This is a genomic window from Delftia sp. K82, assembly GCF_002193035.1.
Lineage (GTDB): Bacteria > Pseudomonadota > Gammaproteobacteria > Burkholderiales > Burkholderiaceae_C > Comamonas > Comamonas acidovorans.
In genome coordinates this window covers 461,225-480,286 of record NZ_MYFL01000001.1, presented here as the reverse complement: position 1 = coordinate 480,286, position 19,062 = coordinate 461,225, and the positions used below count along the sequence as shown (strand labels likewise).

Sequence of the window (19,062 nt, the reverse complement as noted above, 5' to 3'; positions counted from 1 at the left end):
CGCAATTGTCCCACTGCCTTGCAAATCCGAGAGGGCCACAGGTCGGAACCCGAAGCAACGCCGGGCTGGCACAGCTACCATGGCGCCCCATGACCGATGACGACCTGCCCCCTCTGATTGCCACGCCCCCGGGCCTGTACCGCCACTACAAGGGCGCCCTCTACGAAGTGCTCGCCACCGTGCGCCACAGCGAAACTCGCGAGTCCATGACGCTGTATCGCGCGCTCTATGGCGAGCGCGGCCTGTGGGTGCGGCCTGCCGCCATGTTCAATGAAACCGTGATCATCGACGACGTGGAGCAGCCCCGCTTTGCACGCTGCCCAGAGCCGGAGCAGCAGGCCTTTCAGAGCGAGGGCCTGTGAAAAGGCCTTTGAAAAGGCACTAGGCCCACATCAGCCCCGCATCAATTGCGCCACGGCGCGCGGGTAGATGAGGTGCTCCTGCACCAGCACGCGAGCGGCCAGCGCCTGCGCCGTGTCGCCGGGCAGCACGGGCACCACGGCCTGCTCCAGGATGGGGCCCACATCCAGCTCGGCCGTAACGCGGTGCACGGTGCAGCCGGCAAAGCGGCAGCCTGCATCGATCGCCCGCTGGTGCGTGTGCAGACCCGTGAAGGCGGGCAGCAGCGAGGGGTGGATGTTGATCATGCGCCCCTCGTAATGCGCCACGAAGCCCGGCGTGAGGATGCGCATGAAGCCGGCCAGCACGATCAGCGAAGGCGCGTGGCGGTCGATCACCTGGGCCAGCTCGGCATCAAAGGCCTCGCGGCTGGGAAACGGGCGGTGGTCCAGCACCTCGGTGGCAATGCCTTGCTCGCGCGCGAAAACAAGGCCCGAGGCCTCGGCCTTGTTGCTGACCACGGCGGCCACGCGGGCGCCGTAACGCCGCGCCCAGTCCTGTTGCTGCGAAGCACGCACAATGGCAGCCATGTTCGAGCCGCCGCCCGAGATCAGGATCACGATATTTTTCATGGGCGGCGATTGTCGCACCGCAGGCCGCGCGGCCTGCGCCAGCCCCGGCAAGGCCCATGGCCCTGCCGGGCCTTGTCACCTCTTCCGTCCAGACCCCCATGCCATTCGATCCCCGCTCCACCCCCCTGACCGCTGTCGAAGCCCGCGTGCTGGCCACCCTGATGGAGAAGGCGCGCACCGTGCCCGACAGCTATCCGCTCACGCTCAACGCACTGGTCACGGGCTGCAACCAGAAAAGCAGCCGTGATCCGGTGATGGAAGTCAGCGAAGGCGAGGCCCAGGAAGCGCTGGACAGCCTGCGCCTGCGCACCATGTCCGTACAGATCAGCAGCGCGCGCGCCACGCGCTGGGAGCACAACTTCCCGCGCGGCGTGGGGGTGCCCGACCAGAGCGCCGTGCTGCTGTCCCTGCTGATGCTGCGCGGCCCGCAGACGGCGGGCGAGCTGCGCATCAACTCCGAGCGCTGGCACCGCTTCGCCGACATCTCATCGGTCGAAGCCTTCCTGGAAGAGCTGCGCGAACGCAGCGAGGAAAAAGGCGGCCCGCTGGTCGTGCTGCTCCCACGCGCGCCTGGCGCACGCGAGCAGCGCTGGGCCCATCTGCTGTGCGGCCCCGTGGACGTGAACGCCATGGCCCAGCCCCCCGCTGCAGCAGGCGCACGGGGCGATGCCCTGGCCCAGCGCGTGGTCGATCTCGAAGCCCAGGTACAGCAATTGCAGGCACGTCTTGCGCATGTCTATGCACAGCTGGGGCTGGAGGAGCCCGGCCAATCCAGCTGAACGCCTGCGCTCAGGCAGCCCCAGCAGCAAGCCCCGGACGGCCCCGCCGCCGGGGCTTGTTGCATCAGGGATTGCCATAGGTTGTCACGCCCTGGACAGTCCAAAAAAGAACGTGCGTGCTACAAAAGCCGGGATTGAAGGAGACACAGTCCATGGACCTGGCATTTACCCCTGAAGAACAGTCCTTTCGCGAGGAAGTCCGCGCCTGGGTGCGGGCCAACCTGCCCCAGGACATCGCGCACAAGGTGCGCCATTCGCTGCGCCTGACGCGCGACGACCTGCAGAACTGGGCCAAGATTCTTGGCAAGAAAGGCTGGCTGGGTTACGGCTGGCCCAAGCAGTTCGGCGGCCCCGGCTGGAGCGCCGTGCAAAAGCATCTGTTCGAGGAGGAATGCGCCCTGGCCTGCGCCCCGCGCATCATTCCCTTCGGCCCCGTGATGGTGGCGCCCGTGATCATGGCCTACGGCTCGCCCGAGCAGCAGCAGCGCTTTCTGCCCGGCATTGCCAGCGGCGAGGTCTGGTGGAGCCAGGGCTACTCGGAGCCGGGCTCGGGATCGGACCTAGCCAGCCTCAAGACCCGTGCCGAGCGCGTGGGCGACAAGTACATCGTCAACGGCCAGAAGACCTGGACCACGCTGGGCCAGTACGGCGAGTGGATCTTCTGCCTGGTGCGCACCAGCAATGAGGGCAAGCCCCAGACCGGCATCAGCTTCCTGCTGGTGGACATGAAGAGCCCCGGCGTGACCGTGCGCCCCATCAAGCTGCTTGATGGCGAGTGCGAGGTCAACGAGGTCTTCTTCGACAACGTGGAAGTGCCGGCCGAGAACCTGATCGGCGAGGAAAACAAGGGCTGGACCTACGCCAAGCACCTGTTGAGCCACGAGCGCACCAACATCGCCGACGTGAACCGCGCCAAGCGCGAGCTGGAGCGCCTCAAGCGCATCGCCAAGGCCGAAGGCGTCTATGAGGACCAGCGTTTCCGTGATGAGATCGCCAAGCTCGAAGTCGAAGTGGTCGCGCTGGAAATGCTGGTGCTGCGCGTGCTGTCGGCCGAGAAATCGGGCAAGAACCCGCTGGACATCGCCGGCCTGCTCAAGATCAAGGGCAGCGAGATCCAGCAGCGCTACTCCGAGTTGATGATGCAGGCTGCCGGCCCCTTCAGCCTGCCCTTCATCGAAGAGGCCATGGAAGCCGGCTGGCAGGGCGACTTCCCCGGCGGCGTGGTGGACAACGCGCCGCTGGCATCGACGTACTTCAACATGCGCAAGACGACGATCTACGGCGGCTCCAACGAGGTGCAAAGAAACATCGTCGCGCAGACGGTGCTGGGCTGATTTTGGCTGGAGTTTCGCTGAACCCAGAAGTGCGCCGGACGCGCTTCGATCAGCTTCGGGAGACAGAAAATGGACTTTGATTTTTCGGATGACCAGCAGCAACTGCGCGACGCCGTGCGCCGCTGGGTGGACAAGGGCTATACCTTCGAGCGCCGCCGCTCCATCGTCGAGGCGGGCGGTTTTTCGCGCGAGGTCTGGGGCGAGCTCGCCGAACTGGGCCTGACGGCCTTGACCGTGCCCGAGGAGCACGGCGGCCTGGGCCTGGGCGCCACCGACGTGATGGTGGTGATGGAGGAGTTGGGCCGCGGCCTGGTGATGGAGCCGCTGGCGCAGGCCTTTGTGGCAGCCGGCGTGCTCGGCAAACATGCCGACGCCACCCTGGCCGGCCAGTGGCTGCCGCGCGTGGCCAGCGGCGAGGCCTTGGTCGTGCTGGCACACCAGGAGCGCCAGGCCCGCTACCGCCTCGATGTCTGCGCCGCCAAGGCCAGCAAAAGCGGCAGCGGCTACACGGTGGACGCCACCAAGAGCGTGGTGCCCGCAGGCGATGCGGCCGATGCCTTTCTGGTGCCGGCCCAGCTGGACGGCAAGATCGCCCTCTTCCTGGTGGAACGCAGCGCCAGCGGCGTCAGCACCCAGGGCTACCGCACCCAGGACGGCAGCCGCGCCGCCGAGCTGCGCTGCCAGGCGGCCCCCGCCACGCTGGTGACGGCCGATGGCCTGGCCGCTCTCACGCTGGCCCAGGACGCCGCCAACGCCGCGCTGTGCGCCGAAGGCGTGGGCGCCATGGAGCAGACCCTGAAGCTAACCACCGAGTACATGAACCAGCGCAAGCAGTTCAACACGGTGATCGCCAGCTTCCAGGCCCTGCGCCACCGCGTGGCCGACATGAAGATGCAGCTGGAGCTGGCCCGCTCCATGAGCTATTACGCCAGCCTCAAGATGAGCGCGGCCGATGCCGAGCGCCACGTGGCCATCGCGCGCGCCAAGGTCCAGCTGGGCCAGTCGCTGCGTTTTGTCGGCCAGCAGTCGGTCCAGCTGCACGGCGGCATCGGCGTGACCGACGAGTACGCGGGCAGCCACTACTTCAAGCGCCTGACGCAGATGGAGATGACGGGCGGTGACACCCTGCATCACCTGGGCATCGTCTCCGCGAAGATGCAGGACACGGCCGGCGTGTTTGCCTGAGGTCTGACCTCACCGCAGCGCACCGCACCAGGCCCCGCAGAAAACTGCGGGGCTTTTTCATGGGCCTTTGCCCATGTCTGCCCGCCGCCTCAGGTCAGCCGGTAGCCCTCCGGCCTGAGCGGTGCCGGCAGATCCGTCTCGCCCAGCGTGCAGCCCAGGCTGATCTCGATGGAGCGGCAGATGGTGTCCAGCGGCAGGTCGTTGCTCTCCAGGCCAAAGGGCTCTTCGAGTTCATCGCCAAGGGCGTCGAGCCCATAGAAGGTGTAGGCCACGATGGCCACGACAAAGGGCGTCATGAACCCGGTCGTGTCCACCAGGCCGAACGGCAGCAGAAAGCAGTACATATAGGCTGTGCGGTGCAGCAGCAGCGCATAGGAGAACGGCATGGGCGTGTTGCGAATGCGCTCGCACGAGGCGGCTGCCGCCGTCATGCGCGTGAAGGTCTTGTCCATGGACGCGGCCAGGCAGGGGTCCATCTCGCCACGGCACACGCACTGCGCCAGATCGCGGCCCATGGACATCATCAGTGCGTCGCAGCGCTGCTCCAGCGGCAGGCCCTGGAGCTGGCGCCATTCCTTGTCCACCAGCCAGCGGCCTGCGGCCACATCCTCGTGCAGCCCGCGCAACTGCGTCCGCAGCAGATGCGCGAAGGCGATCGCCCGGTGCACCATGCGCACGCGCACATCGCTGCTGCGCCGGGCTGGTTCCGGATCGCCGTCGATGACGATCAGGCTCTGGCACTGGCGCGCCAGCGTGCGCGCGCAGATCACCATCTCACCCCAGAGCTTGCGGCCTTCCCAGTAGCGGTCATAGGCGGTGTTGTTGCGAAAGCCCAGGAAGATGGCCAGCGGCAGGCCGATCAGCGTGAAAGGGATGGGCGTCACCGTGATCTTGACGTCGAACAGGTTGCCATGCACCAGAGTGATGATGGCGGCGAACACGATGTTCACGAGCAGCGTGACCTGGATACGCTGGAGCACCGAGCCCCGCAAAATCAGAAACAGCCTGAGGCCGGCGGGGCGATCACGGACGATCATGGGGATATCGCTAGGTATAAACCCTTATTCGATCACACATTGAGCAAGTCAATTGGCTGCGGCCGCGCCCAGATGAAAAAAAAGGCGCCCCGAAGGGCGCCCTGTGTCACGACCGACTGCCGGTCACAGCGGGTTGGCGCGGCGGCGGCGCACCATGCCCCAGCCCATGATGCCCATCAGGCCGGACATCAGGATCAGGCCCCATTCGGAGAGCGTGGGGATGGAGGCCGGGCCCGCAGGGGACGCAATCACCACAGGAGACGCCGCCACTTGGTTGTTGGCAGGAGTCACGTCGTTGTCCGCGCCCGTCGTGACCTGTACGTTGGAAGTGCCTGGAGCCGTCGGCGTGCCGGAGACCGGGCAGACCACCGTCTCGCCTGCAGCGACGGCATCGCCCTGGGCCCAGTCCACACCATTCACTTTGCACTGGCCCACGGTAACACCCGGGGGCAGGCCGGTCACGCCGCAGATCGCATTGTTCGCAGTTGCAGCACCCTGGTTGGTGCAGGAGAACGAAGCTGTCGGCGGATAAGGCACGCCCACCGTGCCCTTGGGCGGCAGTCCGCTCGGGTTCGTGGTCATGTCGCTGGAGGACGCAGCGTCCAGCAGGTTGGTCTGCACCATGGCTCCCATGAGTGTGGCTACGCCATCGCCACCAATGGTGTAGTTGCCGTTGTTGATCTGGTCGCCCGGCGTGCCCAGCGGAACCTTGACCGTCATCTTGAACGTCAGGGTCTCACCTGGTGCAAGGCTGGGGATGCTGCACTTTGCAGGCCCCGTGGAGCCCACGCCACCCACAGGTGCGGTGCAATAGTTTTTCGCATCGACCAAAGAGACAAAGCTGGTGGAAACGCCCGTGCTGTCTTGCGGCATGGCCGGCGTCACCTCGACATTGGTCACCGGCGTACTGGCATTGTTGGTATAGCTGTACGTGTAGGTGATCTCAGTGCCATCGTTCTTGGGGGCACTCACCGGTCCCGACGCCGTGATCCATACCCCCTTGGGCAGGGCGGTGGTGAAGTTGTCCACGTACAGGTGGCCCGAGTGTCCGCTCTGGCTGCAGCCAGCGGCAATCGCTTCCAGTCGAACCTTATCGCCTACACGCAGCACTTCATTGCCAGGCGCCACGTCATAGGCCTGAGGGTCGGTGAACAACTCCGAGTGCCCATTCGCATCCTGGAACGATTTCCAAGCCACACCCGGTTGGCCCGCATAGTGATATTTAAAGAAAAGTTCCTTGTCCACTATCGAAGCAGTTTGTGCATCGAAAGTCTTGACCAATGCAATGGCATAGTACGGACGCTGAGCAGGCGTGTGACCGCTGCCTGGATCATCCAGCACCGGTGCAGCGATGAAACGGATATGGATCTTTCCGTCCTTGTCGATGTCGTCGGCCGTCAGCGTCACTTCCTGCGAAATAGCACTGGCTGTCTGCGGCTGCGGGGTGAACGAGGGCTCTGGCGACACATTGCGAGGGATATGCGTCTCGGTCAGGTTGATGCGGGCCGTGTTGCTGCCGCGCACCGGCAGCAACAGATCGGAGCTGCCCGAAACCCACAGGCGATCCTTGACCGTCGCCTCGGGCGCTGTGACGACCGAGTTCAACGGCAGCTTTCCCGCCGGAGCCGCACGCTGCAGGTCAGCCAGTTTGACGGGGTTGGACGTCAAGGTCGCCGCCGTGCCATTGTTGGTCCAAGCCTCCTCCGTCCAGCCGTTCAGATTCCCCGTCTCGAAATCGCCATTGATGAACGATGCCTGGGCCACGGTGCTTGCAAGCAGCGCAGCTCCCAGTGCCAGGCGCCTTGCCTGGGTTCCGGTCTTCTGTTTGAAAGCACTCCGCTCGGCACGGATAGTCTGTCTTGTCATACCGCTCCTCTCTTTTTTTGATGCTTTCGCACCGTTGAAAAACCTCTATGGCCCACATGGCGACAGCCCCGCAGCTTTCCCGCGCTCAAAAAAAGAGCGAACGGATCCCCTGCGCGGGCTCTGAAAGCCGCGTTCAAAAGGTGGGGAAAGGGAAAGAAAAGTGGCGGGCGCTTAAGGCACGAACACCAGCCCTCGGCCGAACACTGCCCTCACCGGCAGGGCCAGCCCGGAGATATCCAGAGTCTTGCGGCGCAGCCGCGTCAGCTGCGATTCGATGCGGTGGAAGCCGTCATCCACATCGGCATAGCCCATGGTCTCGATCAAGGTCTGCTTGGCCACCATGGTTCCGGGGGTTGCCATCAGGCAGCCGAGCAATTCCAGTTCGCGACTGGTCAGGGCAATGATCTGGTGGTTGGGCGCGACCATGCAGGCCGAAAGGGGGTCAAGGCGCCAGGTCAGGAAAGGTGCCGCCGCCCGGGCCGGCTGGCCCGTGTTGCGGCGCAGCTGGGAGCGGATGCCGGCCACCAGCTCGTTCATGTCGGTGGGCTTGACGAAGTACTGCAGGGCGCCGGCATTGAGGCCGGCGATGCGGCTGTCCAGATCGCCGCGTGCAGTGAGCACCACGACGGGAATCTCCTGCTCGGCCAGGCGCTTGACCAGGCTCAGGCCGTCCTCGCCGGGCAGGCCCAGGTCGACGACGACCAGATCTGCCTTCTCGCGCAGTAGCTTTATGTAGAAGTCTTCTGCAGAATCCGTGCCCCAGGCATGCAAGCCAGACTTTGTTAGAAATCGACACACATTGATACGAATATCCTCATCGTCCTCTACGACGGCGACGGTGAACTCGATCGATGGCTCTAGTGTCTGCTGCATGATGTTTGCCTATTGGTGCGCGGATTTTCATTGGGGCGAACGTCCGCCGCCATGCACGAACACTCTCGAATGCTCACAGTTCAGAGAAACACACAAAAATTTACATTTATTGCATGGATCATGGTCTCGCTCGGGTTACTTGCATTTTTCGTGCTGAGCCCGGCGTCCATGCCCCCCCCTGACAAGGGACTGCGTCTTGGCAAGGACCTGCCCATGCAGGTGCTTGCCGATGCGGGCCGCAGCATGACCATTGAACAGGTCGCGGCCCTGCCCGATGATGCCTTCGAAACCCGGCGCACGCCTCTGAACGAGGGCTATACCCGCCATGCTTACTGGGTGAGGGTTGCCACGCCTGCGCTTGCGCCCACAAGCGGGCTGGCCGACAACGATGCGCTTTGGCTGGAGATCACGCCCACCTATCTGGACAGGGTCACGCTCTACCAGCAGGCGCACGGCCTGTGGCAGGCGAGGGAAAGCGGTGACACCGTGCCCATGGCTCAGCGCATCCATGTGCGCCAGCTGGTGTTTCCACTGCGCGCTGGCCAGCCCTTTGTGCTGCGCATCGAGACCAGCAGCGCCATGCAGCTGTACGCCACGGTCTGGCGCAGCACGGGGCTGATGGCCTGGTTGTCCAGCGTCGAGTGGGCATCGGGTGTGCATCAGGGTGTGAACCTGGTGCTGACCCTGCTGATCGCGGGCGCGGCCCTGGCCCTGCGCATGCGCAGCCTGATGGCCATGACATTGCTGGCCTTCGTGGTGCTGACCCACAACGCCAATGTGCGCGGCTATGCCCAGCTGTGGCTGCCCGAGCCCTGGGCGCCGCATGCGGATGTCTGGGTGAGCGTGGGCGTCTTCCTGCTGCCTGCCGCCTTTGCCTGGCAGGCACGCGAGACCTTGACGCGCGGCACGGCCTGGCGCCGCATCGACCGCATGCTGGTGCTGCTGACCGTGGCACCGCTGCTGGCCGTACTCAGCATACCGACGGGGCACTACACGCAATGGGCCTGGCTGGGGGTCAGCGTGCCCTGGATGGCCAGTCTGCTGAGTGCGCTGGTGGCCTGGCAGAACCTGTTCCGCCAGGGTCCCAGCATCGTCAACCTGCTGGTGCTGATTCCCTACACGCTGCACACGGTCATGGGCATCCACGTGGCTGCGGCCTATACGGGACTGGTGTCTTCCGACATTGAGGCAGGCATGTACTGGCAGCTGGAATCGCTGCTGCTGTACATCCTCATCATCATTGCCGTGGGCGCCAGCCTGGTCGAGAAATTCCAAAACTCCATGGGCAGGCAGGCGCAGCTGGTGGAGTCGCTGGCCCGGTCGGAACATGCGCTGGAAGGACGGGTGCGCACACGCACGGCGGAGCTGCTGCATGCGCAAAACGCGCTGCAGGCCGCCTTGCATGGCGAACGCACGCTGCGGCTGGAGCAGCGCCAGTTCTTCAACATGGTCAACCATGAATTCCGCACGCCGCTGGCCGTGGTGGACAGCGCGGCCACCGAGCAACTGACTTTTCCGTCCACCGACCTCGATTCCCAGCTGGAACGCGCAGCCCAGATTCGCCGCGCCTGCAGGCGCCTCACGGCCCTGGTGGACAACTGCCTGGTCAGCGACCGACTGGACGCGCCTGCGTTCCAGCTGCAGCTCGACCGGGTGCCCGTGATGGACCTGATCGACGATGCCGTGCAGCTCGTGCACTGGTCGCGCCGCCACCATCTGAAGCTGGAGACTGCGGGCGTCCCCGCCTCCTGGGAGTGCGATCCCACCCTGGTGCGCATCGCCCTGTCCAACCTCGTGGACAACGCCGTGAAATACGCCCAGGCCGGAGAAATCGCCGTATGCGCCCGCCAGGACGGACAGGGCAGGCTGGAACTCACCGTCAGCGACGAGGGCCCTGGCCTGGCGCCCGAGTTGGCGCAGCGCATCTTCGAGCTGCACGAGCGCGGAGAGCGTTCGGACCAGACCCGAGGCTTCGGCCTGGGGCTGTGGGTGGCCCGGCGCGTGGCCCAGATGCATGGCGGCGATGTGCAGGTCACGCCAGCCCCGGGCGGCGGCACCTGCTTCACGCTGACGCTGCCCAGCAGCATTCCCGAAGACAGCGGCCTTGCCACAGCTGCAACACAGCCCGCCTCGCCATGCGTATCCTGAACCTGCTGCGTATCCTGAACCGGCTGGCGCTGCCGGGCTGGCTGGTGTTTTCGCTGGTGCTGGTGGTCTGCTTCATTCTCAGCCCGGCCTGGCAGTCCCTGCCGGCAAAGCGCCTGCAACTGGGCACGGACCTGCCCATGCTGGCGCTCGTCGATGCCCAGGGCAACTTCACCATCGATCAGGTGGCAGCCCTGCCCGATACGGCCTTCACCCTGCTCGATACACCGCTGAACAAGGGCTATACGCGCGATGTGTATTGGCTCAAGGTGCAGGCGCCTCACATCGCAGCCGGCAAGGCAGACCCCGAGCACGATCCGCTGTGGCTGGAAATCCTGCCCAGTTACCTGGACCGCGTTGCGCTCTACCAGCACGTGGACGGCGCATGGCGCATGCGCAGCAGCGGTGATACAGCCACCGACGAACCGCGCGTGCACGTTCGGCAGCTGGTGTTTCCGCTGTACTCGGGCCAGCCCTTCATCCTGCGCGTGCAGACCTCCAGCCCCATGCAGCTGGACGCCACGCTCTGGCGCAGCAGCGGCCTGATGACACAGTTCTCGGCCGTGGAATGGGCCTCGGGAATCCACCAGGGCATCAACCTCATGCTGGCCCTGCTCATCATCGGCGCTGCCCTGTCCCTGCGCCTGCGCAATCTGGCCGCCATGGCCGTGGCCGCCATGGCCGTGCTGATCCACGGCGCCAGCGACCGGGGGTACCTGCAGATCTGGCTGCCCGACCATCTCGCGCACTGGGGCCATCTGTGTGTCAGCCTGGGTACCTTGATGCTGCCCGCCGCCCTGGCCTGGCAGATGCGCGAGCTGCTGACACGCGACACACGCTGGCGGCGCATGGATCGGGCCTTGCTCGCCCTGGGAATCATCCCGCTGCTGTGCCTGCCCAGCATACCGCTGGGCCGCTACCAGGACTGGGCCTGGATAGGGGTTGGCGCGCCCTGGGCCATCAGCGCACTGTTCGCCGTGGTGGCATGGAGCAATCTGCTGCGCGAGCGTGCCAATCTGGTCCATGTGCTGATGGTGGTTCCCAGCACCATGTATGGGCTGATGGGCCTGTATGTGACGGCGGCCTATGTCGGCCTGACCAGCCTGCCGACCATAGAAACCAGCGTGTTCTGGCAGCTCAACACCTTGCTGGTCAACATCGTGATCACCGTGGCCGTGGGCGCCGGTCTGATCCAGAAATTCCGGGACTCCATGGCACGCCAGGCACAGCTGCTCGAGTCCCTTGCCAAGTCCGAGCATGCGCTGGAAGAGCGTGTACGCCTGCGCACGGCCGAGCTGCTGCGCGCACAGAACGCGCTGCAGGCCGCACTGCACAGCGAACGCACGCTGCGGCTGGAGCAGCGCCAGTTCTTCAACATGGTCAACCATGAATTCCGCACGCCGCTGGCCGTGGTGGACAGCGCGGCCACCGAGCAGCTGTCCTTTCCCTCGCCCGACATCGACTCCCAGCTGGAGCGCGCCGCACAGATCCGCCGCGCCTGCAGGCGCCTGACGGCCCTGGTGGACAACTGCCTGATCAGCGACCGCCTGGATGCTCCCGCATTCCGGCTGCAATTGCACCGCGCTCCCGTCATGGAGCTGGTCGATGATGCCGTGCAGCTTGTGCACTGGTCACGCCGCCACCACCTGAATCTGGACAGTGCCAATGCGCCCGCCACATGGGAGTGCGACTCCACGCTCACCCGCATCGCCCTGTCCAACCTCGTGGACAACGCGGTGAAATACGCCAAGGCCGGAGAAATCGCCGTGCGGGCGCGCACCGACGAACACGGCCGGCTGGAACTCACTGTCAGCGACCAGGGCCCGGGTCTTGCACCCGAGCTGGCACAACGCATCTTCGAGCGCTTCGAGCGCGGTCACCGCGCGGACCAGGCCCGCGGCTTCGGCCTGGGCCTGTGGGTCGCACGGCGCATTGCGCGCCTGCATGGCGGCGACATACAGGCAGCGCCATCAGCCCAGGGCGGCACCAGCTTCACGCTCACGCTGCCACCGCGCCCCTTGCCCGCACCGCAGGCCAAGACCTTGCAGGCATCGGCTTGAAACATGGCCGGGCGAAGAATCCACGATAATGAAAAGTTCGCCACTGGCGTGGCCTGCTGGCACATGCCGCAGTCAACGCCCGCCTCTCCTTGGCCATAAACACACACCTGTCCATGAGCGCTACTTCCATCCCCGCCGACATCAACCGCAAGCACCTGGAAATGGCTCGCCAGCAAATCGCGAAAGGCGACCTGCAAAAAGCCGCCCAGACTCTGAACAAGGCTCATCGCCAAGTGCCCAACGATGCACGGGTATTCATGTTGGCAGGAATTATGGCGGATCGGGCCGGCAACCATGCGAAGGCCGAGGAAGCATTTGAGCGCTGCATTGAACTTGCTCCGATGTGGCCCCCCGGCCTTCTGGAGTACGCACTCTACCGCGCACGGTTAGACCAATTTACCCCTGCTATCGAAATAGCCGAGAAGGTTGCACGTCTGGAGCCCAAGAACCCGCAGGTATTGGCAAATGTGATCGATATCGCCCATCGAGCTGGCAACCTGACGATGGCAATCAAGCACCTGCGCCGCGGCCTTGAAATTTATCCAGGCGATGCAATGTTGCGCCAGCACTTGGCTACTGACCTAATAGACATAGGCGACTATGCAGAAGCATCTGATATCTGGAAATCTCTGATAAACGAAAACCCAGAAAATCCGGCCTACGTACTTGGTTTGGTCAAATTGAACTTGGCACGTGGTGAGATTTCCGCTGCCTTACCAGACATACTTGCTTTGCAAGAGAAATTTCCAGAAGACGCGTTGCTGACACACTACGCAACCTTGGCCCGTGGCGAGACACCCCAGCATCAGCCAGTGGAAGCACATCGCGGCATTTTTGATGCAATGTCCGAGAAATTTGACCTGCATCTGGTTGGAAAACTAGGGTATCAAGTGCCCAAGCTCGTCGCCAGCCAACTGATATCTCGTCACCCAGATAAGGACTTCAATCTGCTTGATCTGGGCTGTGGCACCGGACTGCTAGGCCTATATCTAGGCCCGATGGAGGGCTACCTGATTGGTGTGGACAGTTCTCTCAAGATGATCGAGCAGGCCGCCAAGCATGGTATCTATGACCGTTTTCACAACGTCAACCTAATGGATGCGCTACAGAACACTCCAGATGGAGAGTACGACGTCATCACCTGTCTGGATGTACTGATCTACATCGGCGATCTGCAGTCAGTCATGCCAAATGCCGCTCGCATTCTGAAGGCCGGCGGTGAATTTATATTTAGCTGCGAGACAGCCGCCGAAGACGGCCCAGACTTGGTCCTCCCAGTCGAGACCCAGCGGTACGCCCACAAGCGCAGCCACGTCGAAGCACTGTGCAAGCAAGCCGGTTTCAGTGTGGCGACGGAAGAACTGGTGCTGCGCCAGGAACGTGGCGAGGCGGTTCAGGGCTTTGTCGTGACGGCAACCAAGACCGCTGCCTGACGGGCCATCAAGCCCACGCCACCTCGTGCGTGGGCGCACCACCGCCCTCGGCGAAGCCGTCCCGTGCCCAGCGCGAACTCCGGGGCACGTGCAGCAGCAGAAACTCCATCTGATCGGCCAGGATCCGCCGGTTGCGCAGGATGAAGTCTTCCCAGAGGCTGGGTATATAGGGTGTATAGAGCAGCGGCATGCGCGCCTGCTCAGGTGTGCGGGCACCCTTGCGGTGATTGCAGGAGCGGCAGGCCGTCACCAGGTTCATCCACTGGTGGCCTCCCCCTGCGGAGATGGGCACGATGTGCTCGCGCGTTAGGTCGTTTTCATGAAAGACCCGGCCGCAATAGGCGCAGATGCAGCGGTCGCGTGCGAACAGCTTGCCGTTGGTCAGGCCGGGCTGCAGGCTGTGCGGATTGATGGCAGGCGCCCCGCGCGTGCCGATGATGCTGTTGATGTGGATGACAGACTGGCAGCCCGTGACGGCATTGTGACCACCGCGGAAACAGGCGACCTCTCCGCCGGACTCCCAGCGCACATCGTCCGCCGCGTAATGCAGCGCCGCCTGCTCCAGCGTGATCCAGGATTGGGGCAGCCCTTGGGCCGACAGCTTCAAGACCTTCACGACACGCCTCCTCTGACACCAAAGTGAACGGGAATGCAGCCAGTGCACAGGGCCTGCAAGGCAGGCCTTATCGAGGCAATATACTCTGTTTCCATGTCGGATTGACAGCCTGCGCTGGCTGCGCGCGTGCCAGCCGCTATTGAAAACAAAGCGTCCCATGAAGATTTTTCGAGGCTTCAACCATCCAGGGCGGGAATCGGCCTGTGCCGTCACCATCGGCAATTTCGATGGTGTCCATCGCGGCCACCAGGCCATGCTGGCCCTGCTGTCGGCCGAAGCTGCACAGCGCGGCGTGCCCACCTGCGTACTGACCTTCGAGCCCCATCCGCGCGACTATTTCGCCCAGACCCTGGGACGGCCTGAAATCGCGCCGGCGCGCATAGGCACGCTGCGCGACAAGCTGTCGGAGCTGGAGCGCTGCGGCGTGGACCAGACCGTGGTGCTTCCCTTCAACCAGACGCTGGCCAGCCAGTCGCCGCAGGCCTTCATCGACGAAGTGCTGGTGGCGGGCCTTGGCGCGAAATACGTGCTGGTTGGCGACGACTTCCGCTTCGGCGCCCAGCGTGCGGGCGACTACGCCATGCTGGATGCGGCAGGCCAGCGCCAGGGCTTTGACGTGGCCCGCATGAACAGCTACGAGGTGCACGGCCTGCGCGTGTCCAGCACCCATGTGCGCGCAGCCCTGGCCGAGGGGCGCATGCAGGACGCAGCGCGGCTGCTGGGCCATCCCTACACCATCTCCGGCCATGTGGTGCACGGCCGCAAGCTGGGCCGCAGCCTGGCCGAGAGCCGCCAAGGCGCGGGCGACGGCTTTCGCACGCTGAACCTGCGCTTCAACCATTGGAAGCCCGCGGCCAGCGGCATCTTCGCCGTGCTGGTCCATGGCCTGAATGAACGACCGCTGCGCGGTGTGGCCAACCTCGGCGTGCGCCCTTCTCTGGACCCGACGGATGTCAACGGCGGGCGCGTCCTGCTGGAAACCCACTGCCTCGATTGGCCCGGCGCGCCGGGAGGCGAAGAGGCCTACGGTAAAATCATCCGCGTGGAACTTCTGCACAAACTGCACGACGAGCTGAAGTACGACAGTCTCGACGCCCTCACCGCCGGCATCGCCAAGGACTGCGATGACGCGCGCGCGTTCTTCGCCACCATCCACACGCCCATCTACACCGAGACCCGTCGCCAGACCACGCGCGACCGAATTTGACGCTCTCCGTCACCTGCCCGGGCGCGGGTGCGCACCAGGCTTCCCTCCCCTTTTTCCGTGCCTGGACCAGACGGTCCGGGCTCTGGCCTGCTTTCAAGGTTCTCCATGTCTGATTCGAAAGTCTCCCCCAACGCCAATGCGGGCTATCGCGCCACGCTGAACATGCCCGACACGCCCTTCCCCATGCGCGGCGACCTGCCCAAGCGCGAGCCGGGCTGGGTCCAGGAATGGGAGGACAAGGGGCTCTACAAGAAGCTGCGCGACGCGCGCCACGGTGCGCCCAAGTTCATCCTGCATGACGGCCCGCCCTACGCCAACGGCAAGATCCACATCGGCCACGCGGTGAACAAGGCGCTCAAGGACATGATCGTCAAGAGCCGCCAGCTCGAAGGCTTCGACGCGCTGTACGTGCCGGGCTGGGACTGCCACGGCCTGCCCATCGAGAACGCCATCGAAAAGCTGCATGGCCGCAACCTGCCGCGCGACGAGATGCAGGCCAAGAGCCGCGCCTTCGCCACCGAGCAGATCGCCCAGCAGATGGTGGACTTCAAGCGCCTGGGCGTGCTCGGCGACTGGGACCATCCCTACAAGACCATGAACTACGCCAACGAGGCCGCCGAGCTGCGCGCCCTCAAGCGCGTCATGGAGCGCGGCTTCGTCTACCGCGGCCTCAAGCCCGTGTACTGGTGTTTTGACTGCGGCTCCTCGCTGGCCGAGTTCGAGATCGAATACGCCGACAAGCAAAGCCAGACGCTGGACGTGATGTTCCCCACGGCCGAGCCCGACAGGCTGGCGGCCGCCTTCGGCCTGCCCTCGCTGGCCAAGCCAGCCTTCATCGTCATCTGGACGACGACGGCCTGGACCATCCCCGCCAACCAGGCGCTCAACGTCAACCCCGAGCTGGAATACAGCCTGGTGGACACCGAGCGCGGTCTGCTGATCGTGGCCTCGGCCCTGGTCGAGAAGTGTCTGGCACGCTGGAAGCTCGAAGGCCAGGTCGTCGCCACCGCCGTGGGCAGGAAGCTGGACCACCTGCAATTCAAGCACCCGCTGGCCGATATGGACAAGGGCTTCGACCGCGTCTCGCCCGTGTTCCTGGCCGACTACGCCACGGCCGATGACGGCACCGGCATCGTGCACTCGGCCCCCGCCTATGGCGTGGACGACTTCAACAGCTGCATGAACAACGGCATGACGCGCGAAGACATCCTGAGCCCCGTACAGGGCAACGGCGTCTACGCACCCGAGCTGCCGCTGTTCGGTGGCCAGCACATCTGGAAGGCCACGCCCGTCATCATCGACGCGCTCAAGCTGGCCGGCCGCCTGATGGACACCAAGACCATCACCCACAGCTACCCGCACTGCTGGCGCCACAAGACGCCCGTGATCTACCGCGCCGCAGCCCAGTGGTTCATCCGCATGGACGAGGGCGAGGGCGTGTTCACCAAGCCCGGCGACAAGCCCGCGCAGACGCTGCGCCAGATCGCACTGGAAGCCATCGAGCACACCCAGTTCTACCCGGAGAACGGCAAGACCCGCCTGCGCGACATGATCGCCGGCCGCCCCGACTGGTGCATCTCGCGCCAGCGCAGCTGGGGCGTGCCCCTGCCCTTCTTCCTGCACAAGGACAGCGGCGAGCTGCACCCGCGCACCATGGAGATCATCGACCAGGCGGCCGCCATGGTCGAGCAGGGTGGCATCGAGGCCTGGAGCCGCGTGACGGCCGAGGACATCCTGGGCGCCGAGGAGGCCGTGCACTACACCAAGAGCACCGACATCCTCGAAGTCTGGTTCGACTCCGGCTCCACCTTCTGGCACGTGATGCGCGGCACGCACGCCGACATGCACCACGACCAGGGCCCCGAGGCCGACCTCTACCTGGAAGGCCATGACCAGCACCGCGGCTGGTTCCATTCGTCGCTGCTGCTGGCCTCGGCCATCTTCGGTCGCGCGCCCTACCGCGGCCTGCTGACCCACGGCTTCACCGTGGACGGCCAGGGCAAGAAAATGTCCAAGTCGCTGGGCAACACCGTCGCCCCGCAGGACGTGAGCAACAAGATGGGCGCCGAGATCATCCGCCTGTGGGTGGCCTCGACCGACTACTCGGGCGACCTGGGCATCGACGACAAGATCCTGGCCCGCGTGGTGGATGCCTACCGCCGCATCCGCAACACGCTGCGCTTCCTGCTGGCCAACGTCAGCGACTTCGATGCTGCGCAGGACTCGGTTCCCACCGAAGAGCTGCTGGAAATCGACCGCTGGGCCCTGGCCCGCGCGGCCCAGTTCCAGGCCGAGCTGCTGGCCCACTACAAGGTCTATGAATTCCACCCCGTGGTGGCCAAGCTGCAGCTGTTCTGCTCGGAAGACCTGGGCGGCTTCTACCTGGACGTGCTCAAGGACCGCCTGTACACCAGCGCGCCCAAGAGCCTGGCCCGCCGCAGCGCCCAGACCGCCCTGCACCAGATCACGCATGCCATGCTGCGCTGGATGGCGCCCTTCCTGTCCTTCACGGCCGAAGAAGCCTGGAAGGTCTTCGGCGACAGCGAGTCCATCTTCCTGGAGACCTACACCGACCTGCCGGCCGGTGACGAGGCCCTGCTGGCCAAGTGGGCGCGCCTGCGCGAGATCCGCGACGTTGTGAACAAGGACATCGAGGCCGTGCGCACCGAAGGCCGGGTCGGCTCCTCGCTGCAGGCCGAAGTCACTGTCTCGGCCCAGCCCGAAGACCTGGCCCTGCTGCAAAGCCTGGGCGACGACCTGAAGTTCGTCTTCATCACCTCGGCGGCCGAGGCCCTGGCGGGCGAGGCCCTGCAGGCCGCCGTCACACCCAGCAGCCATGCCAAGTGCGACCGCTGCTGGCACTACCGTGCCGACGTGGGCATCAACCCCGAGCACCCCAGCCTGTGCGGCCGTTGCGACAGCAACCTGCACGGTGCTGGCGAAGAGCGCCACAAGGCGTAATCAACCCCTGAGGCGCTGCCATGACCCCTACCTTTGCTGCGGTCCCCGAATCCCGCAACAGCCGCATCTGGCCCTGGCTGGCCTGGTCGCTGGCGATCATCGCCATTGACCAGCTCACCAAGCAGTGGATCCTTGGTGCCTACCAGCTGGGCGACTGGACGCCGATCACGGGCTTCTTCAACATCGTGCGGGCCCACAACACGGGCGCGGCCTTCTCGTTCCTGGCCGGAGCGGGCGGCTGGCAGCGCTGGCTGTTCGTGGGCATCGGCGTGGCGGCCACGCTGCTCATCGTCTGGCAGTTGCGCAAGCATCCGGGGCAGAAGCTGTTTTGCTTCTCGCTGGCCAGCATCCTGGGCGGCGCCATCGGCAACGTGGTGGACCGCCTGCAGCACGGCTACGTGGTGGACTTCCTGGACTTCTACTGGGGCCGTTCGCACTTTCCGGCCTTCAATGCCGCCGACATCGCCATCAGCGTGGGCGCGGGCCTGCTGATCCTGGACGAGGTGCTGCGCGCACGGCGGGCCAAAAGAACCTGATCCCCGCCGCGGCGCACGCCACGACAGCCAGCCCAGCCCCTCCTGCGAGGGGCTTTTTC

Annotated in this window: 15 protein-coding genes; 10 read left to right on the top strand and 5 right to left on the bottom strand. The window is 64.9% G+C overall.

All coding sequences use genetic code 11. From position 1 onward, the window contains the following. Positions 1–89: 89 nt before the first annotated feature. Positions 90–362 carry a DUF1653 domain-containing protein gene (locus tag KDK82_RS02085; RefSeq protein WP_088163923.1) on the top strand — a complete coding sequence of 91 codons (273 nt, stop codon included), beginning with the start codon at positions 90–92 and terminating at the stop codon, positions 360–362. A 30-nt stretch (positions 363–392) separates the two neighbouring features. Here KDK82_RS02085 and purN read toward each other — a convergent pair whose 3' ends face one another. Next, the gene (gene purN / locus KDK82_RS02080) at positions 393–971 is read right to left on the bottom strand and encodes a phosphoribosylglycinamide formyltransferase (RefSeq protein WP_012207170.1); all 579 of its coding nucleotides are present in this window, start codon (positions 969–971) and stop codon (positions 393–395) included. A 98-nt stretch (positions 972–1,069) separates the two neighbouring features. On the opposite strand from purN, the gene KDK82_RS02075 reads away from it, so the two are divergent. The 3 genes from KDK82_RS02075 to KDK82_RS02065 all read left to right on the top strand — a co-directional run bounded on the left by KDK82_RS02075 (position 1,070) and on the right by KDK82_RS02065 (position 4,269). Further along, entirely contained in the window at positions 1,070–1,750 is a 681-nt protein-coding gene (locus tag KDK82_RS02075) for a YceH family protein (protein WP_043796599.1), read from the top strand. A 152-nt stretch (positions 1,751–1,902) separates the two neighbouring features. Continuing rightward, complete coding sequence (locus tag KDK82_RS02070; RefSeq protein WP_088163922.1) at positions 1,903–3,084, top strand: acyl-CoA dehydrogenase family protein; 1,182 nt, start codon at positions 1,903–1,905, stop codon at positions 3,082–3,084. Positions 3,085–3,153: 69 nt separating this feature from the next. Beyond that, entirely contained in the window at positions 3,154–4,269 is a 1,116-nt protein-coding gene (locus tag KDK82_RS02065) for an acyl-CoA dehydrogenase family protein (RefSeq protein ID WP_088163921.1), read from the top strand. Between the two features lie 89 nt (positions 4,270–4,358). Here the strand turns inward: KDK82_RS02065 and KDK82_RS02060 are convergent, their stop codons facing one another. The 3 genes from KDK82_RS02060 to KDK82_RS02050 all read right to left on the bottom strand — a co-directional run bounded on the left by KDK82_RS02060 (position 4,359) and on the right by KDK82_RS02050 (position 8,045). Further along, on the bottom strand, positions 4,359–5,306 hold the full coding sequence (locus KDK82_RS02060; RefSeq protein WP_088163920.1) for a bestrophin family protein: 948 nt from the start codon (positions 5,304–5,306) through the stop codon (positions 4,359–4,361). A 123-nt stretch (positions 5,307–5,429) separates the two neighbouring features. After that, positions 5,430–7,172, bottom strand: coding sequence for an IPTL-CTERM sorting domain-containing protein (locus KDK82_RS02055; protein WP_088163919.1), 1,743 nt, complete (start codon positions 7,170–7,172; stop codon positions 5,430–5,432). A gap of 171 nt (positions 7,173–7,343) precedes the next feature. Further along, the gene (locus tag KDK82_RS02050) at positions 7,344–8,045 is read right to left on the bottom strand and encodes a response regulator transcription factor (protein WP_013800907.1); all 702 of its coding nucleotides are present in this window, start codon (positions 8,043–8,045) and stop codon (positions 7,344–7,346) included. Between the two features lie 168 nt (positions 8,046–8,213). Here KDK82_RS02050 and KDK82_RS02045 point away from each other — a divergent pair, with 168 nt between their 5' ends. The 3 genes from KDK82_RS02045 to KDK82_RS02035 all read left to right on the top strand — a co-directional run bounded on the left by KDK82_RS02045 (position 8,214) and on the right by KDK82_RS02035 (position 13,683). Then, positions 8,214–10,193 (top strand): ATP-binding protein, encoded by a 1,980-nt coding sequence (locus KDK82_RS02045; protein WP_088163918.1) that lies wholly within the window; start codon positions 8,214–8,216, stop codon positions 10,191–10,193. Continuing rightward, positions 10,181–12,250: an ATP-binding protein gene (locus KDK82_RS02040; protein ID WP_088163917.1), complete on the top strand. Its 2,070-nt coding sequence runs from the start codon at positions 10,181–10,183 to the stop codon at positions 12,248–12,250. The genes KDK82_RS02045 and KDK82_RS02040 overlap by 13 nt, the downstream gene beginning before the upstream one ends. Before the next feature lie 113 nt (positions 12,251–12,363). Beyond that, positions 12,364–13,683 (top strand): tetratricopeptide repeat protein, encoded by a 1,320-nt coding sequence (locus KDK82_RS02035; protein WP_088163916.1) that lies wholly within the window; start codon positions 12,364–12,366, stop codon positions 13,681–13,683. A gap of 7 nt (positions 13,684–13,690) precedes the next feature. On the opposite strand, the gene KDK82_RS02030 is transcribed toward KDK82_RS02035, so the two are convergent. Further along, positions 13,691–14,299, bottom strand: coding sequence for an HNH endonuclease (locus KDK82_RS02030; RefSeq protein ID WP_012207180.1), 609 nt, complete (start codon positions 14,297–14,299; stop codon positions 13,691–13,693). A gap of 157 nt (positions 14,300–14,456) precedes the next feature. Here KDK82_RS02030 and KDK82_RS02025 point away from each other — a divergent pair, with 157 nt between their 5' ends. The 3 genes from KDK82_RS02025 (at position 14,457) to lspA (ending at position 19,003) form a co-directional block, all read left to right on the top strand. After that, positions 14,457–15,506, top strand: a complete 1,050-nt coding sequence (locus tag KDK82_RS02025) for a bifunctional riboflavin kinase/FAD synthetase (protein ID WP_034396801.1) — start codon at positions 14,457–14,459, stop codon at positions 15,504–15,506. 105 nt (positions 15,507–15,611) lie between these two features. Next, positions 15,612–18,467, top strand: coding sequence for an isoleucine--tRNA ligase (gene ileS / locus KDK82_RS02020; RefSeq protein WP_088163915.1), 2,856 nt, complete (start codon positions 15,612–15,614; stop codon positions 18,465–18,467). A 20-nt stretch (positions 18,468–18,487) separates the two neighbouring features. Next, positions 18,488–19,003 (top strand): signal peptidase II, encoded by a 516-nt coding sequence (gene lspA, locus KDK82_RS02015; protein ID WP_013800899.1) that lies wholly within the window; start codon positions 18,488–18,490, stop codon positions 19,001–19,003. The last annotated feature ends 59 nt before the right edge of the window (positions 19,004–19,062 follow it).